Below are 20301 nucleotides of genomic sequence, written 5' to 3'. Positions count from 1 at the left end.
GTGCTCCTACAGAAAAAATGTGTCATTGGGCTGGTGCCCATACTGGCCTAGTTCACCATAGTTTGTAGAATCCTGCGTTGTTGCAGGGAAACCAGGGCGGTGGTGCGCGGACCCGGATGGGCTCCTACTGTCCGGGTGCTACGCGGTCATCCGGGATCATTGACCACAAGGTTGCCATACGTTCGGCACCTTCGGGTATTTGGGTAGGGTCCTCGAGTTCGTACTCACGCAGAATTTCACGGATCCGGTCCGAAAGCTCCTTGCGTTGCGGGTTGGTGAGGTACAGCAGGTTGCTCGCCAAAACCACGGCAGCAGGCTCTTCGCCGGAGCCACCCCGCTGGCGGCGTTCGCCACGGGCCCTGGCAAAAGCCGAAGCCCTCCGGCGGAACGCATCGAGCTCCAGGTCAACCACTGCGATTTCCGGGCTGGCTACGCTGCCTCCCGAGATGGTGAAGTCCGTCCCTGCGGCCTTCCAACGCCGTTCACGGGCGTCGCCCGCATTCTCTGCCGGAGCCACAATCCCCCACTTTTGGAGCGCACGGAGGTGGTAGCTCATTGCGCTGGGGGTCAGGCCGGTCCTTGCTGCGAGTTCGGTTGCAGTGTGGCTGACCTGGGTAGCGTAGAGCTCGGAGATGACCTCGATGCGGGCAGCGTGTGCAAGTGCGCGAATGGCCTTGGGATCGGTGATCTCAATCGTCTTTTCGGCGCGCTTGCGCCGGGGAACGTCGCCTGACGCTTGGGATGGCTGGTTGTTCGCAATCACTTCATCAGTGTAGTCAGCGTCACTTCCTTGCGGGCCGGCAGGCGGCACAGCGTCCTTTTTCATGCCGTGGCCTGCCCGGCCGAGGGAAGAAGGAACGAGTCGGGGACCAGGAAGCCGTCCAGGACGAGGTTGGTGACCTCCCGGAGCAGGCCTTCCCGGAAAGAACCCTCGTCGAAGTCTTCGCTGCCGCCCAGGAGGGCTACCAGCGCCGAGGCGATCTGCCCGACCGACAACTGTCCATCGCATGCCGAAACGAAGCCGGCGAGCTCGGTACTGAGCAAGTTGGTTCGGCGGAGGCCTGCGCCCTGGCGCAAGAGGATGACCCCGGGGTGCTCTGCTCCCGGACGCTGGTGGCGTTCCTCCGTGACGTCTTCCGCGACCACCAGATGAGCGTCCAGCAGCGGATTGGCCGCCACCCAGTCTGCGCGTTCCACGGCGGCGCCGAGGTGGGGTCCAATCGGCTGCTCGATGGCGTAGGTGATCTCTTCAAAGCGGTTGATGATGGCCCCCTCGGGGGACACCGGACGGCGGAGCCAGATCATGCCAAAGCCGATGCCCTCGACATTCCGCGACGCGAAGTCCTGCAGATATGCGGCGTAGGCCTCCTTATAGTGGCCGCCCTCACGGTTTTGTGAAGCGTCCTGAAGCCACGTTTCCGCGTACTGCTCCGGCCCAACCTGCTCGCGTTGAATGAACCAGACATCCAGACCCGAGTCATTCAGCCATGCTGTGGGACGGTCCTTCCAGTCAGACCCTGAGGTGACTTCCCAGTTACCGAGCATTTGGGCGGTCCCTCCCGGTTGGAGGACACGCGCCAGGGACTGGACCAGGGAAGCTACGATCTCGTCGCCGGGCAGGCCACCGTCCCGGTAAGTGAACTGCTCCGACGGCGATTCGCCGCCAGTCCGGGGCGTGATCACGAACGGTGGGTTGGACACCACCAAGCCGAACTGTTCCCCTTCCACAGGGTCAAGCAGCGATCCCAACCGCAGGCTTACCCGGCTCCCCAAATCGTCGGGATCCAGGTCCAACTCCCGCGCATTGAGGAGGAGGTTGAACCGGGTGAAGGCAAGGGCCCGCTCGGAGATGTCCGTGGCGGTCACATGGTCGCAATGGTGCAACAAGTGAAAGGTTTGGATGCCGCACCCGGTACCCAGGTCGAGCGCCCGCTCCGTGTGGTGCCTGACCGTGGTTTGGACAAGTGTCGTCGATGCGCGACCGATTCCCAGCACATGGTCGTGCCTCAGTACGCCCGGCTGCTGGTGGGCGGCGAGGTCGCTTGCCACCCAGAGGTCAGCGCCCCCGCTGCCGTCAGGGTTGGCATCCCAGCCGTAGGGCCGCAAGTCGACTTTGGCGTGGACCATCCCGGATTCTGCCGTGACCAGCCCCAGTTCCACCAGTCCTTGCACGCCGGTCCCGGGGACAGCGTCTTCCATTGCGGCGGTGGTTTGAGGGACGGCGAGCAGCCACAGCCGGACCACGGTGGTCAGCGCCCGCACCGCCGAATCTTCAGAGACAGCGAGCCGGTCGCTGGCCAACAATGCGGGGATGAGCTGATCCCTTCCCAGGGCATCTGACGCGGATTGACCCAACAGCTCAGCCACCCCGTCCACGGTGTAGGACATTGCGCGGAGGTCAGCGGCGAGCGCCGTGAGCAGTTCCGGACGGTCGCTGCGCGGAGCGTCGTCAATGTTGCCGGCTGTAAAGAAGGTAGCTGTCTCAGTCACCTTGCAAGTGTAGGTGCGGTAAACCGTGGCTGCGGATGCCAGCCCCACGCTATGTGGACAAAGATCGGTGTCCGAAGCCGGTAGCGTTGAGTTTATGCTCAACTTCTCCTCCACAAGGCGCCACGCGGGCCTTGTTGCCATCACTGCTGCAGTCCTCATGGCAGCCTGTGCTTGCCAGGCACCGGCCAACATCGCGGACGCGGACGTCCCAGCGTGGAAGGCGACTGCTCTCCCGGAAGCCAATGGTGTGGTGCTGGAGGACTCGGGAAAGATACTGAACCGGGACCCGCTGCTGAAGGAAGCGGCAAGTGTCCCCGCTGGAACCTACACCCTGACCATGGCGTGCGACGGGAGCGGCAAGGCCTACTTCGCGGTCTCCGCGGGCGGGAACAAGATCACCGACGCGGCCGCCGCATGCAACGGAAACCGTGACATCGTCAAGATCAAGGTGCCCGTTACCGGCCCCCTCAGCATCTCCACCAGCAGTGTCGACGCCCCGCTGATCTTCGCCTATCACCTGGCTCCCGCAACCAGTTAATCGAGCCCCGCCCCCTCGCGCACTAAAGCCTTCAGCCGCAAGCCATGCGGGCGTAAAGTCAGTGCATGGGGAGCAAGGCAGCTCGCTCGGTGATGGCACGGCGGTCGGCGAGGGCCGCCGTCGTACTTCTCATTGCGCTTGGCGGAAGCTTGGCGGGCTGCGAATACACCGGCGACGGCGGCCCGCAGGCAGATCCCAGCGCTACGGCAGGCAACGTGGTTCTGCCGCCCGATCCCGAGCTGGAAGAAACTGTCACCGGGGATGCGCTTCAAGAATGGGCGAAGTCGGCGCTGCCCGAATCCCAAGGGAAGTCGTTCTTCTCCAGCAGTGGTTACCTCAACGCCGGGGAGTCCAAATCGGAGCAGACGATGCAGTTGCCGGGCGGAACCTACGCAGTGACGCTGGCATGCCGCGGCACCCGACGGGTGATGTTTGCCGTCAAAGTGGGTGAAGCGGAGCTCGTGGACCTGACTCTGGGATGCGCAAATGCGCGGGTCAACGTGGTGCAGCTGGAAACGGACGCGGTGCTGTCCATCACGGTAGGATCCAGGTCGGAAGCCAACTTCGCCTACCGGGTGAGCAAACTGTAGCTCAGCCGGTCATGCGGCGTCGCAGCCCCCGGGGCAGCGCAGGGTTTCGGGGCTGGAAGCACAGTCGGCGCAATAGAGGGTCAGGGTGCGGCAGCTGGGGTTCGAGCAGTTCTCGAACTTGTTCGTCGGTGCTGAGCATCGGACGCATTCTCCAAGGGTTTTGGCTTCGTCGCTGAACTCAACGTGCATGCGCTTGTCGAACACATACAGGGAACCCTCCCAGAGCCCCTTGTCCTTGAACGTCTCGCCGTATCGGACGATTCCGCCATCCAGCTGATAGACCTCTTCGAAGCCGCGGTTAACCATCAAACTGGACAGAACTTCGCAGCGGATGCCCCCGGTGCAATACGTCACTACGGGCTTGTCCTTGAGGTGGTCGTACTTACCCGAATCGAGTTCTTTGATGAAGTCGTGGGTGGTGTCCACTTCCGGAACGATCGCATCCTTGAACTTGCCGATCTGCGCTTCGAAGGCGTTCCGCCCATCGAAGAACACCACGTCTTCGCCACTGGCCTTCTTGGCGTCTACCAAAGCGTGCAACTCCTCAGGCTGGAGGTGCTTGCCACCGCCAACTACACCGCCGGCGTCCACCTTGAGTTCGCCGGGTGCGCCGAAGGACACAATTTCGTCGCGCACTTTGACGCTCAGGCGCGGGAAGTCCGCGGCGCTGCCCTCCGACCATTTGAAGTCGATGTCGTGGAAGCCCCGGTACTCACGGGTCGTTTTAACGTACTGCTTCATGTTGTTGAGCTCGCCACCGACCGTGGCATTGATGCCATCCTTGGAGATAAGGATCCGGCCGGTCAGCCCGAGCTTTTCGCACAGGGCACGCTGCCACAGACGCACGGCGTCGGGGTCGGCAATCGGGGTAAATCCATAGAAGAGCACGATTCGGTTCAAAGCCACTATTCAAGGGTACTTGGTGCAGTAAAATCGGCCCTTCCTGACGCCCGGCTGCCCGTCTACCAGCGGGAAGTCACAATTGCATAAGCAACGTTCCTCCGGCTGGTATCGCTCTGTTGCTTCCCCGGGTGCTGGCATACTCTCTCTACATGAGTCCAGACGCCTTGGTTGAAGACATTGCGCACCTCTTGGAGGTCTGGGTAGCCGGCTGGTCCGGCTGCCGTGGCTATGAGAAACGCAAGGAGGGTCGTTTCCCTGCAGCCCTGCGAGCCGACAAAACCGGTGACTGGGAGTATTTCGCCCACGATCCCTCCGATGAAGAGTTCGCCGGCCTCGCGGCAAAGACCGCGGAATCACCGGCCCGCATCCTGACGGTCCTCACCAATGACGTCCAAAGGTACAAATTCCTCGCGGAACAGCACGGTCTCACGGTGACGTCCGCTTCCCAGACCATGATGATCGTGGACATGGAAACACAGGACGCCGAGGATCCCTGGCTTCCTGATGACGACCTGGAGCTTGCAGTGTCCGAGTCGAACGGCGTCCACCACGCGGTGGTCCACAGCGGCGAGAAAGTCGCAGCCAGTGGCCGGGTTTTCGTGGTGGACGGAACCGCTGTCTTTGACAAGATCGTCACCGAACCGGATTTCCAGCGAAGGGGGCTTGGGACCTTCATCATGAAAGCCCTCGCGGCCCAGGCGTATTCACACCAGGTGGAGAACGGGCTTCTCCTGGCTTCCCTGGACGGACAGAAACTGTATTCGCACCTTGGATGGGACGTCGTGGGCCACGTGCTGATGATGTCGGCCAGCGGAACCGAAGGATCGGACCTTTCGGGCAGCTGACACCTCCTCCCTGAAGCCATGGACGACGGCGGCACCCCTGCGTGCCGCCGTTCGCGGCTCTCAGCCGGGCGACGGTACGAACAGTGACAGAATGATTCGGTGGCTTTACCAAATTCGCTGATCACCTTGCTGGGCCGGACTCCCGACCCCGAGCAGCTGCGCCATGTCCACACCATCCCTGCCCGAAAAGCGGTCAACGAGCCCTGGCCCCAGTGGGTGCATCCAGACATCGTCGACGCCTACGGGACACTCGGCATCCAGGAGCCGTACCGTCACCAGGTCCAGGCTGCCGACATTGCCCACTCCGGCCAACACGTAGTCATCGCCACCGGTACAGCCTCCGGCAAGTCTCTCGCATATCAGCTGCCCGCCCTGGACGCCATCCACCGATCGGAACTGCGGGTCCTCTCCGATCCGGGAAAGATCCACGATGACGGCGCCGTCACCTTGTACCTGTCCCCCACCAAAGCCTTGGCGGCAGACCAACTCGCGGCCATACGCGGGCTGAAGCTGACCACGGTCAGGGCAGAAACGTATGACGGCGATACTGACGTATCCGCCCGCCGATGGATCCGGGACCACGCCAACTTCATCCTGGCCAACCCGGACATGCTGCATTTCGGAATTCTTCCCAACCACACCTGGTGGGCCCGGTTCTTCCGGAGGCTCCGGTACGTCATTGTGGACGAAGCGCACAGCTACAGGGGCGTCTTCGGCTCTCACGTTGCCAACCTCATGCGACGTCTCCGGCGGATCTGCGCTTACTACGGGGCTGGCACGGCTTTTCCGGAGCCCGTATTCATCGCGGCTTCTGCCACCGCGTCGGACCCCGGAGTTTCGTTCGGCCGGCTGATCGGCGCCCCCGTCAGGGAAGTATCTGAAGATTGCTCTCCGCACGGTTCCACCACGGTGGCTTTCTGGGAACCCGCACTGACCGACGTCAGGGGTGAGAACGGAGCCAAGCAGCGAAGGACCGCTGTGGCCGAAACCGCGGATATCCTGGCCAACCTGGTCTCCTCCCGTGTCCGAACCATTGCCTTCATCAAGTCCAGGCGCGGGGCCGAGTCCATTTCCTCCATCACCAAAAGGCTTTTGGACGAGGTCGACCCCAGCCTCCCGGGAAGGGTGGCCGCGTACCGGTCCGGCTACCTGCCAGAAGAACGGCGGTCCCTGGAACAGGCATTGAGGTCCGGGCAGCTTCTGGGGGTCTCCAGCACATCCGCGTTGGAACTCGGCATCGACATATCGGGTCTGGACGCCGTGCTCGTCGCTGGCTGGCCGGGAACACGGGCGTCCCTTTTCCAGCAGATTGGACGCGCGGGGCGTGCTGGACAAGACGCCATCGCGGCTTTCGTAGCAAGCGACGATCCCCTGGATACGTATTTGGTCAACCACCCGGAAGCCATTTTTGACGTATCCGTTGAGGCCACGGTCTTTGATCCGGGAAACCCGTACGTCCTGGGTCCGCATCTGTGTGCGGCCGCGGCCGAGTTGCCGATCGGACCTGCTGAGTTGGAGCTCTTTGGTGCTACGGCCGAAGGTCTCCTGGATCGTTTGGTGGCCCAGGGGTACCTCCGCAAACGTCCAGCCGGATGGTTCTGGACCCACCCCGAGAGTGCGGCCGGAATGGTCAACCTCCGGGCCGACGGCGGCGGACCTGTGAGCATTGTCGACGCCGGAACCGGATCCCTGCTGGGAACAATGGATTCGCCGCAGACCCACTACCAGGCCCACACCGGCGCCATCTATGTGCACCAAGGAGAAAGCTACTTGGTGGAAGACCTCAACGAGGCAGATCATTGCGTGATGGTGCGTCGGGTGAATCCCGACTTCTACACCACGGCCCGTGACGTCACCCAGATCGAAGTGCTCGAAACATCCCGCACAGTCCAATGGGGTGACATCACTGTGCACTTCGGCGATGTCAAAGTGACGACGCAAGTGGTTTCCTTCCAGCGCAAGGCATTAATTTCGAACGAGATCCTCGGAGAGGAACCCCTTGAGCTCGGGGCCCGGGACCTGTTCACGAAGGCCGTCTGGTTCGTGGTGGACAACCGTTCGCTTCATGGCGCAGGGCTGGTGGAAGCCCAGTTCCCTGGCGCCTTGCATGCTGCCGAGCATGCAGCCATCGGGCTCCTCCCCTTGGTGGCGTCCAGCGACCGATGGGACATCGGCGGCGTGTCCACCGCATTGCATGCCGACACCGGAGTGCCCACGATCTTCGTCTATGACGGACACCCCGGCGGTGCCGGTTTCGCGGAACGCGGTTACGAGAAAGCCAAAATATGGTTGTCGGCCACCCGGGACGCCATCAAGGCGTGCGAGTGTGAGGCTGGCTGCCCGTCCTGTGTTCAGTCACCTAAATGCGGCAACAAGAACAACCCCTTGGACAAGGCAGCCGCCGTCACACTTCTGGACGTCTTGTTGAAGGACGCCGTCTAAGCTCCGCCCTAGGGCGGCGGCCCGGCCTGGGGCGGCGGCCCGGCACGGGCACGTCCGGTGGCAGCACCCCAAGCGAAGGGATACGCCAGTTCGGTGGTGACCTCTACCTCGTCGCCGCCAAGAACCTTGCAGGAGGTGAGCCGGGCTTCGTGACGCCCAGCAACATCGCCGGCCACTGCGCAGGGTTCTCCCGAAGCAAGACCCCGTTCAGCATCAGCAGCTGCCAGCGCCGCGAGGTCAGCCGCAGTGGCTGCCCGCGATGCCGTGACGCTAGCCTGGACCAAAAGCAACAGCCCTGCCAGCAAGGCCATCACCACCGCTCCCAGAGCCAAAGCAAGGACCGTCCCGGCCCCGCGGTCGGAGTGGACTTGGCCTGTTGCAGGATGGCGAGCCGTCACTGGCGCTTTCACGGGGAAGCCGACTCGGTCCGGGCCGACGCAGAGGCCGTCAATTTCCACGGGATCAGGTATCCCAAGGCCCCGCCAACCGGAGAGGAGGCCGTGACCGTGCGCCAGCCGCCCTCCTCAGACAAGCCGGGAACCGCAGCTTCCCCAGCCAAACGCTTGACGATGGTTTCCACCGACCCGGAGGACTCACCCCTTGCTGATGCACGCGCCCCCGCCCGGACTGCCTCCTCCAGCCGGACTTGGGTGACGCCCGCAGCGCCACCTGCCAACAGGAGGGCAAGGAGTAACACCACCGCCGGCAAAGCGACGGCAAACTCGGCAGTGACAGCGCCTTGTTGTTTGCCGCAGCGGAGCTCACTCCTGCAGGCAGGCAGCCCTGGCGTCATGGCAGGGACAGTGCCGTGCGGATCAGATTGAGCAGGAAGCCGCGTACCTCTTCGCTGCGAAGAATGACCACCAGCAGCCCGGCCAAGCCCACGGCAGCCAACGTAGCAATGGCATACTCGGCAGTTGCCATTCCCGCTTCCGAACCCAAAACCCGGGCATCAGCCCCGAGACGCCTGTTCCGCCCTCTCCGGCGTTTGAGTGTCCCGACTCCGTAGGGCACAGTGAGGTGAAGGTCAGTTGCAGGGGTCGGAGCCGGAACATCGCCGAATCCGGAATCCATAAACGGCTCCAGTTCGAACTGCTCGATTCCGAAGGGTTCCATTGCATGGCCCTCCTCTGCAGTACCGAATGCCTGACTTGCTCGGCGAAGTTGGGAGCGGCGTCCGGACGGAGCACGAAGAAGTGTTTTCATGGTTGCTTCCTTTCAAAAATGCCGGCGGTTCTGCCGACAAACCTGACTCTTCCGTGGCTGGATCGGAGCTGGTAGGGAACGATTCCCGCAAGTGGATAACCCCGGCTTCGCACGGATTGTGGAGGGACAGTGGCACGGCGGACGGTGGCACGACTGAGCGCCGTCACGATGGCACAACGGGCCCGCAAGGAGCTGTAGCTGTAGGGGCTGACCCGCTCAGCCAGAGGGCACCATGGCGATCAGCACGGGCACGATGCCAAGGCAGATGAAGGCGGGCAACGAACAAAGGCCCAATGGAATGACTAGTTTCACGCCCAACGCTGCCGCCCGCTTCTCTGCGGCACGGAAGGCTTCGCGCCGTTCCCGGGCCGCTTGGGCATAAAGGATCGATGCCGACGGAGCACCCGTGATGGCTGCGAAAGCCAGCGCATTTTTCAACCGCACCACTTCGGGTGCGGGTTGCGTGGGAGTCCGCCAGGCGGTCTCCCAGTCGGCTCCAATTGCCAGTGCCGCAACGACTGGTCTCAGCGACTGCTGGATCGACGGGGAAGCCGCGCGAGAGATGAGCTCCAACGCACGCCCGATGCCCGCACCAGCGTCGAGCATGGAAGCCACCAGCTCCAGCATCATCGCTGTGTCGCGGAGACCGTCGGTTGGCGAGCGAGGATGCTCCGGCCCATCGGAGGCCTCCGGGCCGGGCGTGCCCGCCAAAGCCCAGGGAATTCCATGCGGTGTTCCCAACGGGCCCTTATGATGCCCGGGTCTGGCCCAACAGATGAATGAGGCCAAAGCCAGAACGGCAACCATCAGCATGACTCCGGACATCAGTATCCCCCTGCAGCTGAGGCAACCAGCCGTGACGACCAGACGCGGCCCGCAACGGTCAGCAGTAGCCCCGCTCCGAAGGTTGCAACACCAAGGATGTTGTCCAGCAGGATTCCCAACGGGTCCACCCCCAGGGCCATCCCGAGGAGCAGTCCGAAAACCGGGAGCCATGACAACAGCTTCACTGTCGCTTTGGGACCTGCGAGCGCAGTTTGCCGGGCGGCCTCCGCATCCTCTTCGGCGATGAGTTGGGCTGCGAAGCGGGAGAGGAGGTCCGCCAGCGGGCAGCCGCTGGTTTCTGCTACTTCCAGGCACGCGGCGAGCTCCATCCACACGCGCCGCTCGTTGCTTCCCCGGGCCGTGTAAGACTTGGCTGCTGAGCTGCGGATGGCGAGGGCCGGTGAATTTCCGACGGCGGCCGCTGCACGTGCGGCGGCCAGCACCCTTTGTGAACTGTCAGAAAGCAACGCCGTTTCGGTTGGTGCGACGCGGTTTTCGTCCTGCTGCGCTGCGTGGACCAGCCAGAGTTCTTCCCACAACCGGGAAGGCCCCCGGCCACCCCGCAGCAAGGCGGCAAGTTGCTGGACCAAAACCACCAGGGACAGGGGCGTCGGGCGCTTCTTCCTGCGTAGCAAACCCACTGTGAAGCCTTGGAAACCCCCACCCAGCACGGCCGGCTTTCCCAAGCTGCGCCTGACCCGCCGGCTGTCAGCACGGCTGCCTCGGAGATTCACCCACGCCGCTAAGCCCGTGACGACGACGAATACGGCGATCATCCGTTCCGGCCCATCACCGTCGAAGGGGCCGGAACCTGGATGGTGTGATGCGTTGCCGCCCTCGTCGGGTCGGCAGGGTCCAGCCCGAGTCGGACGGCGAGTCCCGGCCACGCTGGTCCAGGTTCCATTCCGGACGGACTACGTCGGAGCGCAGCCACTACCTTTTGGCCCTCAGGGGTGTCAGCCAGGACACCAATGGATGCCACCTTGCGTCCCCACTGCGTCCGCTCCACGTGGATCACCACTTCCAAGGCGCTCGAAACCTGCAACCGGACGGCCTCCGCGTTCAGCCCTGCGAGCGCGCCCAAGGCGACCAGACGTGCCGGAACGGCCTCTGCGGTGTTGGCGTGGATGGTTCCCCCACCGCCTGTGTGCCCGGTGTTGAGCGCAGTCAGTAGTTCACGGACCTCAGCTCCACGGCACTCTCCAACAATCAATCGGTCAGGACGCATGCGCAGGGCCTGCCGGACCAGCTCTCCGAGGTCCAACGCGCCTCCACCCTCCAGGTTCCCGTGCCGCGACTCCAGCGTCACCACGTGAGGGTGCACGGGGTTGAGCTCCGCCGCGTCTTCTATCAACACCAGGCGCTCCGTCGGACTGCTGAGCCCGAGCAAAGTAGAGAGCAACGTTGTCTTTCCCGAGCCTGTGGCACCACTGACCAGGAAGCTCAGCTTGCGGGCCATGATGGCGCGAAGGACTACCTCCACGTGCTCGGGAAACATGTCCCGCTCCCGCAGTTCCTCCAGCGCGAAGACTTCCTCGCGTCGGATGCGAACGGACAGGAGGGTGCCGGCTGTCGATATGGGCGGGAGCACGGCGTGAATCCGGTAGCCGCCGTTCAGCCTGACGTCCACGCACGGGGAACCGTCGTCCAGCCTCCGTCCGCCGGCCGAGATCAACCGGGAGGCGAGCGACCGGACCTGTTGCTCGTCGTCGAAGCGGATGCCTGAACGTTCAAGGCCTTGGCCGCGGTCCACCCATACTGACTCCGGGCCGTTGACGAAGATATCCGTGACGGCGGGGTCCCGGACCAGTTGCTGGAGGGGGCCAAGTCCGTTCAGCTCCGCATTGATCGACTCGGCCGCTTCCAACGCACCAGCTGCCCCCAGCAGCCTGCCGCTTGCCTGGACTGCTGCCGCAACGGTGGACGGAGTCACGGGCCCACTACCCGCGAGCACTGATTCCCGAACGGTTTCGAGAAGAACCGAGTCCAGCCTCCGGCCATGCCTCCTGCGTGCGGAATCGGGTACGCGATTCATTGGCCTTTTCCATCCAGTTCAAGGACGTCCGCGGCAAAACGATTCACAGGTTTACGACGGCCCAGTTCCAGCAGGCGCCCCAGCTCGGTCCCTGACGCTACTCCCCGAAGCTCCGGAACACGGCCCACCAGCGGCAAACCCAAAGAATCCGCAATCAGTGAGGCGTCGACGGATGTGGAACTGTTTCCGCGGACGAGCAGGGCCGAATCCACTGGCGGGAGTTCTTGCAGGATCCGTGCAGCAGCGACCGCGGACTTCAGGTGGGACAGGGCTTGGAGGAGCAACCTGTCACAGTCCCAGGCGAACGTCGACATTCCGTCACCGTTTCGCCCAATGTCCACCACGATGAGCTCGAAACTCCGGCGCGCGGCATCCATGACGGCAGCCACCGCACCGGCGTCGGGAGTCGGGACTGCGTCCCGTGTTCCTGGCCACGACAAATAGGCGAACCCTCCCGCGATCGGCAGGGACTCCCGGAACTGGGTGGGGTCGATGCTTCCCCTGGTTTCTGCGAAGTCCGGCCACCGAAGGCCGGGAATGTCATCTGCCGTCACCGCCAGTTCCAGCCCACCGCCCCAAGGATCTCCGTCGATGAGCATGGTGCTGATGCCGTGGCTGGCGGCTGCCTGGGCAAGCCAGATCGCGGTGGTAGTGGCACCTGCCCCGCCGCTGCCGCCGATGACACCTACCACGTTCCCGCCCGGGTCAGGAGACCCGGACAGGCTGAGGTGTTCGGCCAACCAGCCAGCTGCTTCAGGCAGTACCGCCACCCGTTCCGCTCCCAGGGCAGCTGCCAACCTCCACAGTCCGTCCCCGTCCGAGGCCCTGCCCAGCAGCACCGTCGGCGCTCTTCGCCGCGGTGGTAACTCCCGCACGTCACTGCCCACCAGGACGACGGCGGCGCTGTCCCACCCGTGGAGGGCTTCCCCGACACCCGCCGCGGTCCGCAGGCTTCCCCCTGCGGCCGCAACAATTCGTTTGGCCTCCTCTTGAAGGTAGTTATCACTGGATACGAGGAGGACTTCGACGGAATCCTGCGGCAGCCAGTTGGCACCTACCTCGACATCCTGGCTCCCGGTTCGTTTTTGCCTTCGATCGTGCTTGCTCATGAACCCCACCATGGCTGCAGGAGACGCCAGCTTGAAGGGCCCATCATCCGTATGTGCATAAAGCAGCGCCGACAGCGGTGTGGAGGACTGGTCGGTCCAAGCCCTGTGGAGAAAGGCCACGTCACACCGCCGCACAAGGCAGAATGGAAACCATGTATTTGCTGCTCGCCGCCCACCAGGAAGGCGCAGCCATACAGAGAATCTCTCCCACGGGAAAAGCGACGGCCGACGCACGCCTTGTCACCCGTGGCGAGCTGCCCGGCGTCGTGCGTGAGCTGGAAACCCAGCGGCCCCGCTGGGTGTGGCACCGCGCCCAGGACTGGTACCCGGAACTCCTGGTTCACGGAGTCGAGCTGGAACGTTGCCACGATCTGGCCTTGTGCGGGGCGATCCTGGCCCATTCGGAGTTCACAGCCCACACGGACTACGCCAAGAACGCCGTGAAGCTCACTCAGGACGACGATGCGACACCTCCCCGCGTCCTGCAACCCCCGCCCCCGCCAGCCGACCAAGGCGCCCTCTTCGATGACATCGTCACCTCAGCTCCGAAAGCCGGCCTGGCTGAACTCAAGGAAGAGTTCACGGCCCAACAGCATGCCGTTGCCCAGGTTTCCACGGACCAGCAGCAGAGGCAGCGCCTCCAACTGCTTCTCGCCGCTGAGTCAGCCTGCGCCATCATCGCCGTCGAGATGCAACACGCTGGTGTCCCTTGGCGAGAGGAACTCCATCAGCAGATCCTGGCGGATGTCCTCGGTCCACGGCCCCAACCAGGACACCGGCCGCCAGCACTTGAGGCCCTGTGCACCGAGCTCCGCAGCATCCTGAACTCCCCTGGTTTGAACCCCGACTCCCCGCAGGACCTCATGCGGGCCTTGCACCGGAACGGTATCGAAGTAAAAAGTACGCGGCAGTGGGAGCTCCAGGAGTCGAAGCACCCTGCCATCCAGCCGTTGCTGGCCTACAAGAAGCTGTCGCGCCTGCACACGGCCAACGGCTGGGCCTGGCTGGACGCCTGGGTAAGTGGTGGCCGGTTCCACCCGGAGTACGTCGTGGGCGGAGTAGTTTCAGGGCGCTGGGCTTCCCGCGGTGGTGGTGCCCTGCAGATACCGCGCAACATCCGGGCAGCAGTCCATGCCGATCCCGGTCATAAGCTCATCGTCGCTGACGCCTCCCAGCTGGAACCCCGCGTCCTGGTGGCATTGGCGCAGGACACCAAAATGGCCGAAGCCGCACGGGACAAGGACCTCTACGCAGGTATAGCGGCGCAAGGGTTTGGTGGTGACCGAGCCAAGGCGAAGATTGCGCTCCTGGGCGCGATCTATGGGGCTACCACCGGCGAATCGGGCAGGCTCATGCCCCAGCTGACGCGCACCTATCCCCGCGCGGTGGGGTTCGTGGAACAGGCGGCCCGCGAGGGCGAAGCAGGGCGGACCGTGACGACGAGGCTCGGGCGAAGCAGCCCACCGCCATCGGCCGGTTGGTTACGGAGCCAGCAATCCACCACCGCGGAGGAGCAGCGACGGGCGGACAACCTGGCACGCTCACGCGGCCGCTTCACCCGCAATTTCGTGGTCCAGGGCTCCGCGGCCGAATGGGCGGCGTGCTGGCTCGCTGAATTACGACGGCGGCTGCGGGCTTTCCGGGCCGACGGATCGCCTTCCGGTGAACTCGTCTTCTTCCTGCACGACGAAGTCATGGTTCACGCGCCTGACGACGCTGTGGACGACTGCATCCGGGCCATCGAAGAGGCGGCGGCAGCGGCGAAGCTGCTCATGTTCGGGCAGGTGCCGGTGGAGTTCCCGGTGAGTGTCGCCGTCGTCGATTCCTACGACAAGGCCAAGTAACCGGAACCGGGCCGGGAGTGCGCGGGCCCATAAAGGGCACCTTCGGTTGTCGTGTTCCTAGAGATCGATGTCGTGGAGCTTGTTCTGGTCCCAAGGTACGGTCCAGCCCAGTTCATCGAAAAGGCCGCTCAGGACCATTCCGGTAAAACCCCACACCAACACGCCATTAACGGTGAAGCCAGGGCTGGTATACGTGCGGCCGAACCGCGAGATGGTGGCGCTGACACGGTTGACCGGGTCCAGCAGGTCCCGGACGGGTACCCGGAAAACCTGGGCAGATTCGCCATAGTCCACCACGCGAACAGGTGATGGGGCATCCCACCAGGCCAGCACCGGAGTGACCCGGAAGTTGCTGCGGATAAGTCCGAGCTCAGGCATCACACCGAGCACACGGACACCGCTGGCATCCAAACCGGTTTCTTCCACTGCTTCCCGCAGGGCCGCGGCAACCACCGATTCGTCCTCCGGGTCCACGCTGCCGCCGGGAAAGGCCACCTGCCCTGGATGGTCGTCAAGGGTGTGCGCCCGCTCCAACAGGAGGACATCAAGGTCGGCCGGGGCGATGGGACGCCCGGATTCTGCGGGCACGTTGTCCAGCACGCCGAACAACATCAGGACAGCGGCGGCACGGTTTGTCTCCTCAAGGACGGGCAGCTGGGCCCACAGCCTTGAGCGCTGTTGCTCCCCGGACTCGTAGCGGGCAACGAGAGCGGACAACTCCTCAAGCGCGGTCACCCGGGCCTCCTTTGCGATTCCATGCGGATTTCCGCGGCCCGATGGGTCTCAGCCAGCAACCGTTCCAGCAATGCTTCATTTCCGGGGGCGAGCTCATACTTCAGCAGCTTGGCCGCTTTGACGGGATCGGTTTCGCCGTCGCCGTAACTCGGGCAAAGGCTGGCGACAGGGCAGGCACCGCAAGCCGGCTTCTTGGCATGGCAGATCCTGCGGCCGTGGAAAACCACGCGGTGCGACAGCATGGTCCAGTCCCGACGCTCAAACAGCTCGGCTACATCAAATTCGATCTTCACCGGATCGTCCGACGCAGTCCAGCCGAACCGTCGTGCCAAGCGTCCAAAGTGCGTGTCGACGGTGATCCCGGGAACGCCGAAGGCATTGCCCAGGACAACGTTGGCGGTCTTTCGCCCGACTCCCGGCAGCGTTACCAGGTCCTCCAACCGACCCGGGACCTCGCCGTCGTACTCGTCCACCAAACGGGTGCTGAGCGCCAGGACATTGCGGGCCTTTGCCCTGAAGAAACCCGTGGGCTGAAGGATTGCTTCAAGTTCAAAAGGGTCCGCTTCAGCCATGGTCCGTGCGTCCGGGTAACGGGCAAACAGGATCTTGGTGACCTGGTTGACCAGGACGTCGGTTGTCTGGGCGGAAAGGACTGTGGCCACGACCAGTTCGAACGGGTTCCGGAAGTCCAGCTCCGCATGCGCGTAAGGGTACTTCTCGGCGAGAACCCTGTTGATCTTGCGTGCCCGGCGTTTGAGTGCGAGGAGCGAACCAGCTTCGGCGGTGGCCACGGCGTCCCCCGCCTAGCCGCGTTCGATGTTGCTGAGCTCCCTGAGGACCCCAACCTTGCCGTCAGTGTCCTGAACCAGGAACTCGTGGCCGCGGTCCTCCAAGGCGAGGACCCATCCGCCGGGTTCGATGGTGAAGGAAGGAGCGCCGGAGTGTTCGTCGTACGCCGTGCGTGGCTGTGCGACAGCGAACCAGAAGGCCTCATACGCGGGGGAATCGGATTCCTCCGGACGGCTTGCCGGGTCCACGGTGGCACCGATGGAGTCGCTGACGCGCCGGGTGTCACCGGAAACGATGGGAGTAGCCATCGTGGCAGCCCACGGTTGCTGCGCCGCTGGCTGGGCCGCCGCTGGCTGGGCCGCGGCTGGCTGGGCGTTGGCCGGCTGGGCGTTGGCCAGCTGGGCGTTGGTCGGCTGAGCCGGTCCTGCCTCCGCGGGCCCCGGCTGCGCCGCGGGCTGAGCGGCGTGCTGGGTAGTTGCCGGCTCCGGAGCAGACGCCGGGGCCTTGCCATCTTCGCTGGACGCAACTGCGCCGTTTGCGGCGGCCGGTTGAGCCACAGGTGTTGCGGGCGATGCACCAGCACCGGAGGCAGCAGGTGCCGAACCGGAGCCGGCGTCGGCTGAATGAACGACGGCGGAGGCCGCGGTCGCAGCTGACGGCTCTGTATTTGCGGAAGCGGTCGGCGCCAACGGGCTGGAACCCGCGGCAGCGGCGGAACCTGCGGCAGCACTGGAACCAGCGGCAGCGCCGGCTGTTCCCGATGAAACTACGGGACCCGGAGCCTGGTATCCGGCAGCCGATCCTTCAAAGCCCGGAGTGGACGGACTTGCGGCCGGCTTGGGCGCTTTCGGCGCCTTGGGAGCGGCAGGCTTACGGCTAGGCACAACCGCTTCACGGGCAACAACGTGCGCCGGCGTCTCGACACGCCCCTTGAAATCGGCGGAGAGCCACGGAAGATGAGGGCCAAGAACTGTCGCAGCCAGGAGGCCCACCGAACCAACCAACCCCAGCAGCACACCACCGTTGAAGGAGTCGGCGATCGTCAGGAAGAACAGCGGAAAAGCGAAGGAAGCCGTGACCGACGCAAACTGGTCGATGGACAGGGAGCCGATGCGCACAACGGTTTTTGGCTGCAACCTGCGGGCTACGAACAGTGCCGTCACGACCAAGGGCAGGATGATGCCGAGCAGCAGGAAGAACAGGTTCCCAAGGTTCCAGAGGTTGTAGCGCTCTCCGAACATCGGCAGGAGGGATGCCACGAACATCAGGAGGGTGGAGCCGAACACGGTGAGGTCCCGGATGGTAAAAGGACCGGCGACAGCGTCGAACTTCGACGGCTTCCCGTCAGCGGTGCCGCTTGCAGGGGTGGCCGTTCCAGCCGTGGTGTCCGGTCCCGTCGGTTGTGAGTCGTGCGGGCCTGGGCTCAGCTGGTTCATCTGTTTCTCCTTCGTACGGCGGCGCCTTGGACAGTCCGGCCCGGTTATCTCCGCAGGAATCTGCAGGAAACCGGACACGCCAGAAGATGGGTTCCAAGGCTTCTTCAGCCTATGCCACCCCACTGACAGGGTTCCAGCGGAAAACGGTCATACGGCTTCGCCCACAGCAAACTCCAAGGTCCCTTACAGTGTTCGCCGCCAAACTCCCGCCCCAACAGCGTGAGCCAGGGCCCGCCGTCGTCGTCATGTAAACGGTTCCTCACGGCACCAGCCGCCATTCGGCGCTAAATGTGCGCCGCTCACGGCCGGGTTTGTGACCACGCACACGTAGGACCTTCCAAAGAGATAGTGTTGTTGGCGGACAGCACTCTGCGGACCTTCCGCGGGACCTGCGCGACGCCGGGGAACGGCTCGCGCACGGACCTATGGAAAGGATCCGCGAAGCAAAGATCGATGAATAATGAGGTTCACCATGTCCCAGGACACCACCGGATCCACACACGTCGAGGCCCTTGAAAACCTCCTTCACGAGAACCGCAAGTTCGCGCCGTCGGCAGAGTTCGCGGCCAACGCCGTCGCAAGTGCTGACGCCTACGCAGAGGCTGAGGCGGACCGCCCCGCGTTCTGGGCCAAGCAGGCCCGCGAGCTGCTGACCTGGGACAAGGACTTCACTGAAGCCCTCGACTGGTCCAACCCGCCGTTTGCCAAGTGGTTCGTCGGCGGCGAGATCAACGCCGCCTACAACGCGCTGGACCGGCACGTGGAAAACGGACTGGGCGACCGCGTTGCCATCTACTTCGAAGGCGAACCCGGCGACACCCGCACCTACACGTACGCGGAGCTGACAGAAGCGGTCAAGAAAGCCGCCAACGCTTTCGAAGCCCTCGGCGTGGCCAAGGGCGACCGCGTGGCCGTGTACCTGCCCATGATCCCCGAAGCGGTCATCACGCTGCTTGCCTGCGCCCGGATCGGTGCCGTGCACTCCGTGGTGTTCGGCGGGTTCTCCGCAGATGCCCTGCGTTCCAGGATCGAGGATGCCGAAGCCAAGCTCGTTGTCACTGCCGATGGTACCTACCGCCGTGGCAAGCCCTCCCCGCTCAAGCCCGCCGTGGACGAAGCCCTCTCCAAGGAAGGTCATACTGTCCAGAACGTCGTGGTGGTCAAGCGCAACGGCGAGGACGTCAACTGGGTGGAAGGCCGCGACCTCTGGTGGTCCGAGACGGTTGACAAGGCAGATACCGAACACACCGCCGTCGGGCATGATTCCGAGCACCCGCTGTTCATCCTCTACACCTCCGGCACCACCGGCAAGCCCAAGGGCATCCTGCACACCACCGGCGGCTACCTCACGCAGGGCGCCTACACCCACAAGGCCGTGTTCGACCTCCACCCGGAAACGGACGTGTACTGGTGCACGGCCGACGTCGGATGGGTCACCGGCCACTCGTACGTCACCTACGCGCCACTCATCAACGGCGCCACCCAGGTCATGTACGAAGGCACGCCCGACTCCCCGCACCAGGGCCGCTGGTGGGAGATTGTGGAGAAGTACAAGGTCTCCATCCTCTACACGGCACCCACGGCGATCCGCACATTCATGAAGTGGGGTCGCGAGATCCCGGACAAGTACGATCTCTCCTCCATCCGTGTCCTGGGCTCCGTGGGTGAATCCATCAACCCCGAAGCGTGGATGTGGTACCGGGACGTGATCGGCGGGAACGCCGGCAAGAACGGCGAGAAGAAGGAACACCCGGCCCCGATCGTGGACACCTGGTGGCAGACCGAAACCGGCGCTCAGATGATCGCACCGCTGCCCGGCGTCACCGCCACCAAGCCCGGCTCGGCGCAGGTCCCGCTGCCCGGCATCGCCGTGGACGTCGTGGATGAGAACGGCGCCTCGGTGGCCAACGGCGAAGGCGGCTACCTTGTGGTCCGCGAACCGTGGCCCTCCATGCTTCGCGGAATCTGGGGCGACCCCGAGCGTTTCAAGGACACCTACTGGTCCCGGTTCGAGGCCATGTACTTCGCTGGCGATGGTGCCAAGAAGGACGAGGACGGCGACGTCTGGCTCCTGGGCCGCGTGGACGACGTCATGAACGTCTCAGGCCACCGCCTCTCCACCACCGAGATCGAGTCCGCCCTTGTCAGCCACCCGTCCGTCGCCGAAGCCGCCGTGGTTGGTGCCGCTGACGAGACCACGGGACAGGCCGTCGTCGCGTTCGTCATCCTCCGTGGCGATGCCGTGAACAACGGCGACGAAACCGTCCTGGAACTTCGCAACCACGTGGGCAAGGAAATCGGACCGATCGCCAAGCCCAAGCAGCTCCTGATCGTGCCGGAACTGCCCAAGACCCGTTCCGGCAAGATCGTCCGCCGCCTGCTCAAGGACATCGCAGAAGGACGCGACACCGGCGATGCCACCACCTTGGCAGACCCCGGCATCATGACCCAGATCGCGGAGTCGCTCCGCAAGTAGCCCGACCAGGATCAACGACGGCGCCGCTCGCCCCACGG

The 20301-nt window shown here is 64.1% G+C and carries 19 protein-coding genes; 6 read left to right on the top strand and 13 right to left on the bottom strand.

Going from position 1 to position 20301, the window contains the following annotated elements; genetic code table 11:
- Window positions 1–124: 124 nt before the first annotated feature.
- Window positions 125–826, bottom strand: a complete 702-nt coding sequence (locus tag QRM57_RS08505) for an ArsR/SmtB family transcription factor (RefSeq protein ID WP_284986272.1) — start codon at window positions 824–826, stop codon at window positions 125–127.
- Window positions 823–2490 carry a DUF7059 domain-containing protein gene (locus tag QRM57_RS08500; protein WP_284986271.1) on the bottom strand — a complete coding sequence of 556 codons (1668 nt, stop codon included), beginning with the start codon at window positions 2488–2490 and terminating at the stop codon, window positions 823–825. Before QRM57_RS08500 ends, QRM57_RS08505 begins: the two co-directional genes overlap by 4 nt.
- 94 nt (window positions 2491–2584) lie before the next feature.
- Here QRM57_RS08500 and QRM57_RS08495 point away from each other — a divergent pair, with 94 nt between their 5' ends.
- Together QRM57_RS08495 and QRM57_RS08490 are read left to right on the top strand one after the other, a co-directional pair.
- Window positions 2585–3028, top strand: coding sequence for a DUF6023 family protein (locus QRM57_RS08495; protein ID WP_284986270.1), 444 nt, complete (start codon window positions 2585–2587; stop codon window positions 3026–3028).
- Between the two features lie 65 nt (window positions 3029–3093).
- Window positions 3094–3618: a DUF6023 family protein gene (locus QRM57_RS08490; protein ID WP_284986269.1), complete on the top strand. Its 525-nt coding sequence runs from the start codon at window positions 3094–3096 to the stop codon at window positions 3616–3618.
- A 9-nt stretch (window positions 3619–3627) separates the two neighbouring features.
- On the opposite strand, the gene trhO is transcribed toward QRM57_RS08490, so the two are convergent.
- Window positions 3628–4524 (bottom strand): oxygen-dependent tRNA uridine(34) hydroxylase TrhO, encoded by an 897-nt coding sequence (trhO, locus tag QRM57_RS08485; protein WP_235517402.1) that lies wholly within the window; start codon window positions 4522–4524, stop codon window positions 3628–3630.
- A gap of 146 nt (window positions 4525–4670) precedes the next feature.
- On the opposite strand from trhO, the gene QRM57_RS08480 reads away from it, so the two are divergent.
- Both QRM57_RS08480 and QRM57_RS08475 read left to right on the top strand, forming a co-directional pair.
- Complete coding sequence (locus QRM57_RS08480; RefSeq protein ID WP_284986268.1) at window positions 4671–5366, top strand: GNAT family N-acetyltransferase; 696 nt, start codon at window positions 4671–4673, stop codon at window positions 5364–5366.
- A gap of 99 nt (window positions 5367–5465) precedes the next feature.
- Window positions 5466–7808, top strand: coding sequence for a DEAD/DEAH box helicase (locus tag QRM57_RS08475; RefSeq protein ID WP_284986267.1), 2343 nt, complete (start codon window positions 5466–5468; stop codon window positions 7806–7808).
- Window positions 7809–7816: 8 nt separating this feature from the next.
- Here QRM57_RS08475 and QRM57_RS08470 read toward each other — a convergent pair whose 3' ends face one another.
- The 7 genes from QRM57_RS08470 to ssd form a co-directional block, all read right to left on the bottom strand.
- Complete coding sequence (locus QRM57_RS08470; protein WP_284986266.1) at window positions 7817–8206, bottom strand: Rv3654c family TadE-like protein; 390 nt, start codon at window positions 8204–8206, stop codon at window positions 7817–7819.
- A gap of 8 nt (window positions 8207–8214) precedes the next feature.
- Window positions 8215–8601 carry a TadE family type IV pilus minor pilin gene (locus tag QRM57_RS08465; protein WP_284986265.1) on the bottom strand — a complete coding sequence of 129 codons (387 nt, stop codon included), beginning with the start codon at window positions 8599–8601 and terminating at the stop codon, window positions 8215–8217.
- Entirely contained in the window at window positions 8598–8924 is a 327-nt protein-coding gene (locus QRM57_RS08460; RefSeq protein ID WP_284986264.1) for a DUF4244 domain-containing protein, read from the bottom strand. Before QRM57_RS08460 ends, QRM57_RS08465 begins: the two co-directional genes overlap by 4 nt.
- A 306-nt stretch (window positions 8925–9230) precedes the next feature.
- Entirely contained in the window at window positions 9231–9725 is a 495-nt protein-coding gene (locus tag QRM57_RS08455; protein WP_416405251.1) for a type II secretion system F family protein, read from the bottom strand.
- A gap of 113 nt (window positions 9726–9838) precedes the next feature.
- A complete protein-coding gene (locus QRM57_RS08450; protein ID WP_284986262.1) occupies window positions 9839–10615 on the bottom strand; it encodes a type II secretion system F family protein in 777 nt (258 codons plus the stop codon).
- Complete coding sequence (locus tag QRM57_RS08445) at window positions 10612–11874, bottom strand: TadA family conjugal transfer-associated ATPase (RefSeq protein WP_284986261.1); 1263 nt, start codon at window positions 11872–11874, stop codon at window positions 10612–10614. The genes QRM57_RS08450 and QRM57_RS08445 overlap by 4 nt, the downstream gene beginning before the upstream one ends.
- Window positions 11871–12983, bottom strand: a complete 1113-nt coding sequence (gene ssd, locus QRM57_RS08440; protein WP_284986260.1) for a septum site-determining protein Ssd — start codon at window positions 12981–12983, stop codon at window positions 11871–11873. Before ssd ends, QRM57_RS08445 begins: the two co-directional genes overlap by 4 nt.
- Before the next feature lie 152 nt (window positions 12984–13135).
- On the opposite strand from ssd, the gene QRM57_RS08435 reads away from it, so the two are divergent.
- Window positions 13136–14827: a bifunctional 3'-5' exonuclease/DNA polymerase gene (locus QRM57_RS08435; RefSeq protein ID WP_284986595.1), complete on the top strand. Its 1692-nt coding sequence runs from the start codon at window positions 13136–13138 to the stop codon at window positions 14825–14827.
- 57 nt (window positions 14828–14884) lie between these two features.
- Here QRM57_RS08435 and QRM57_RS08430 read toward each other — a convergent pair whose 3' ends face one another.
- Genes QRM57_RS08430 through QRM57_RS08420 form a run of 3 tightly spaced genes read right to left on the bottom strand, consistent with a single transcriptional unit; the run spans window position 14885 to window position 17787 of the window.
- Window positions 14885–15562, bottom strand: a complete 678-nt coding sequence (locus tag QRM57_RS08430) for an NUDIX hydrolase (RefSeq protein WP_284986259.1) — start codon at window positions 15560–15562, stop codon at window positions 14885–14887.
- Entirely contained in the window at window positions 15559–16353 is a 795-nt protein-coding gene (gene nth / locus QRM57_RS08425; protein WP_257370930.1) for an endonuclease III, read from the bottom strand. The genes QRM57_RS08430 and nth overlap by 4 nt, the downstream gene beginning before the upstream one ends.
- Window positions 16354–16365: 12 nt before the next feature.
- A complete protein-coding gene (locus QRM57_RS08420) occupies window positions 16366–17787 on the bottom strand; it encodes a hypothetical protein (RefSeq protein WP_284986258.1) in 1422 nt (473 codons plus the stop codon).
- A gap of 472 nt (window positions 17788–18259) precedes the next feature.
- Here QRM57_RS08420 and acs point away from each other — a divergent pair, with 472 nt between their 5' ends.
- Window positions 18260–20263, top strand: a complete 2004-nt coding sequence (gene acs, locus QRM57_RS08415; protein ID WP_284986257.1) for an acetate--CoA ligase — start codon at window positions 18260–18262, stop codon at window positions 20261–20263.
- Window positions 20264–20301 lie beyond the last annotated feature (38 nt).

Origin of the sequence: Arthrobacter sp. fls2-241-R2A-172, from assembly GCF_030208885.1 — a bacterium.
Lineage (GTDB): Bacteria > Actinomycetota > Actinomycetes > Actinomycetales > Micrococcaceae > Arthrobacter.
Note: the sequence above shows the minus strand (reverse complement) of the source record. Positions and strands in the feature narration are given on the sequence as shown.

Coding starts and splice junctions, on each gene's coding strand:
- QRM57_RS08505 (WP_284986272.1), bottom strand. CDS start 826: ATGAAAAAGGACGCTGTGCCGCCTGCCGGCCCGCAAGGAAGTGACGCT.
- QRM57_RS08495 (WP_284986270.1), top strand. CDS start 2,585: ATGCTCAACTTCTCCTCCACAAGGCGCCACGCGGGCCTTGTTGCCATC.
- QRM57_RS08490 (WP_284986269.1), top strand. CDS start 3,094: ATGGGGAGCAAGGCAGCTCGCTCGGTGATGGCACGGCGGTCGGCGAGG.
- QRM57_RS08480 (WP_284986268.1), top strand. CDS start 4,671: ATGAGTCCAGACGCCTTGGTTGAAGACATTGCGCACCTCTTGGAGGTC.
- QRM57_RS08465 (WP_284986265.1), bottom strand. CDS start 8,601: ATGACGCCAGGGCTGCCTGCCTGCAGGAGTGAGCTCCGCTGCGGCAAA.
- QRM57_RS08460 (WP_284986264.1), bottom strand. CDS start 8,924: ATGGAACCCTTCGGAATCGAGCAGTTCGAACTGGAGCCGTTTATGGAT.
- QRM57_RS08450 (WP_284986262.1), bottom strand. CDS start 10,615: ATGATCGCCGTATTCGTCGTCGTCACGGGCTTAGCGGCGTGGGTGAAT.
- QRM57_RS08445 (WP_284986261.1), bottom strand. CDS start 11,874: ATGAATCGCGTACCCGATTCCGCACGCAGGAGGCATGGCCGGAGGCTG.
- ssd (WP_284986260.1), bottom strand. CDS start 12,983: ATGAGCAAGCACGATCGAAGGCAAAAACGAACCGGGAGCCAGGATGTC.
- QRM57_RS08435 (WP_284986595.1), top strand. CDS start 13,136: ATGTATTTGCTGCTCGCCGCCCACCAGGAAGGCGCAGCCATACAGAGA.
- QRM57_RS08420 (WP_284986258.1), bottom strand. CDS start 17,787: ATGAACCAGCTGAGCCCAGGCCCGCACGACTCACAACCGACGGGACCG.
- acs (WP_284986257.1), top strand. CDS start 18,260: ATGTCCCAGGACACCACCGGATCCACACACGTCGAGGCCCTTGAAAAC.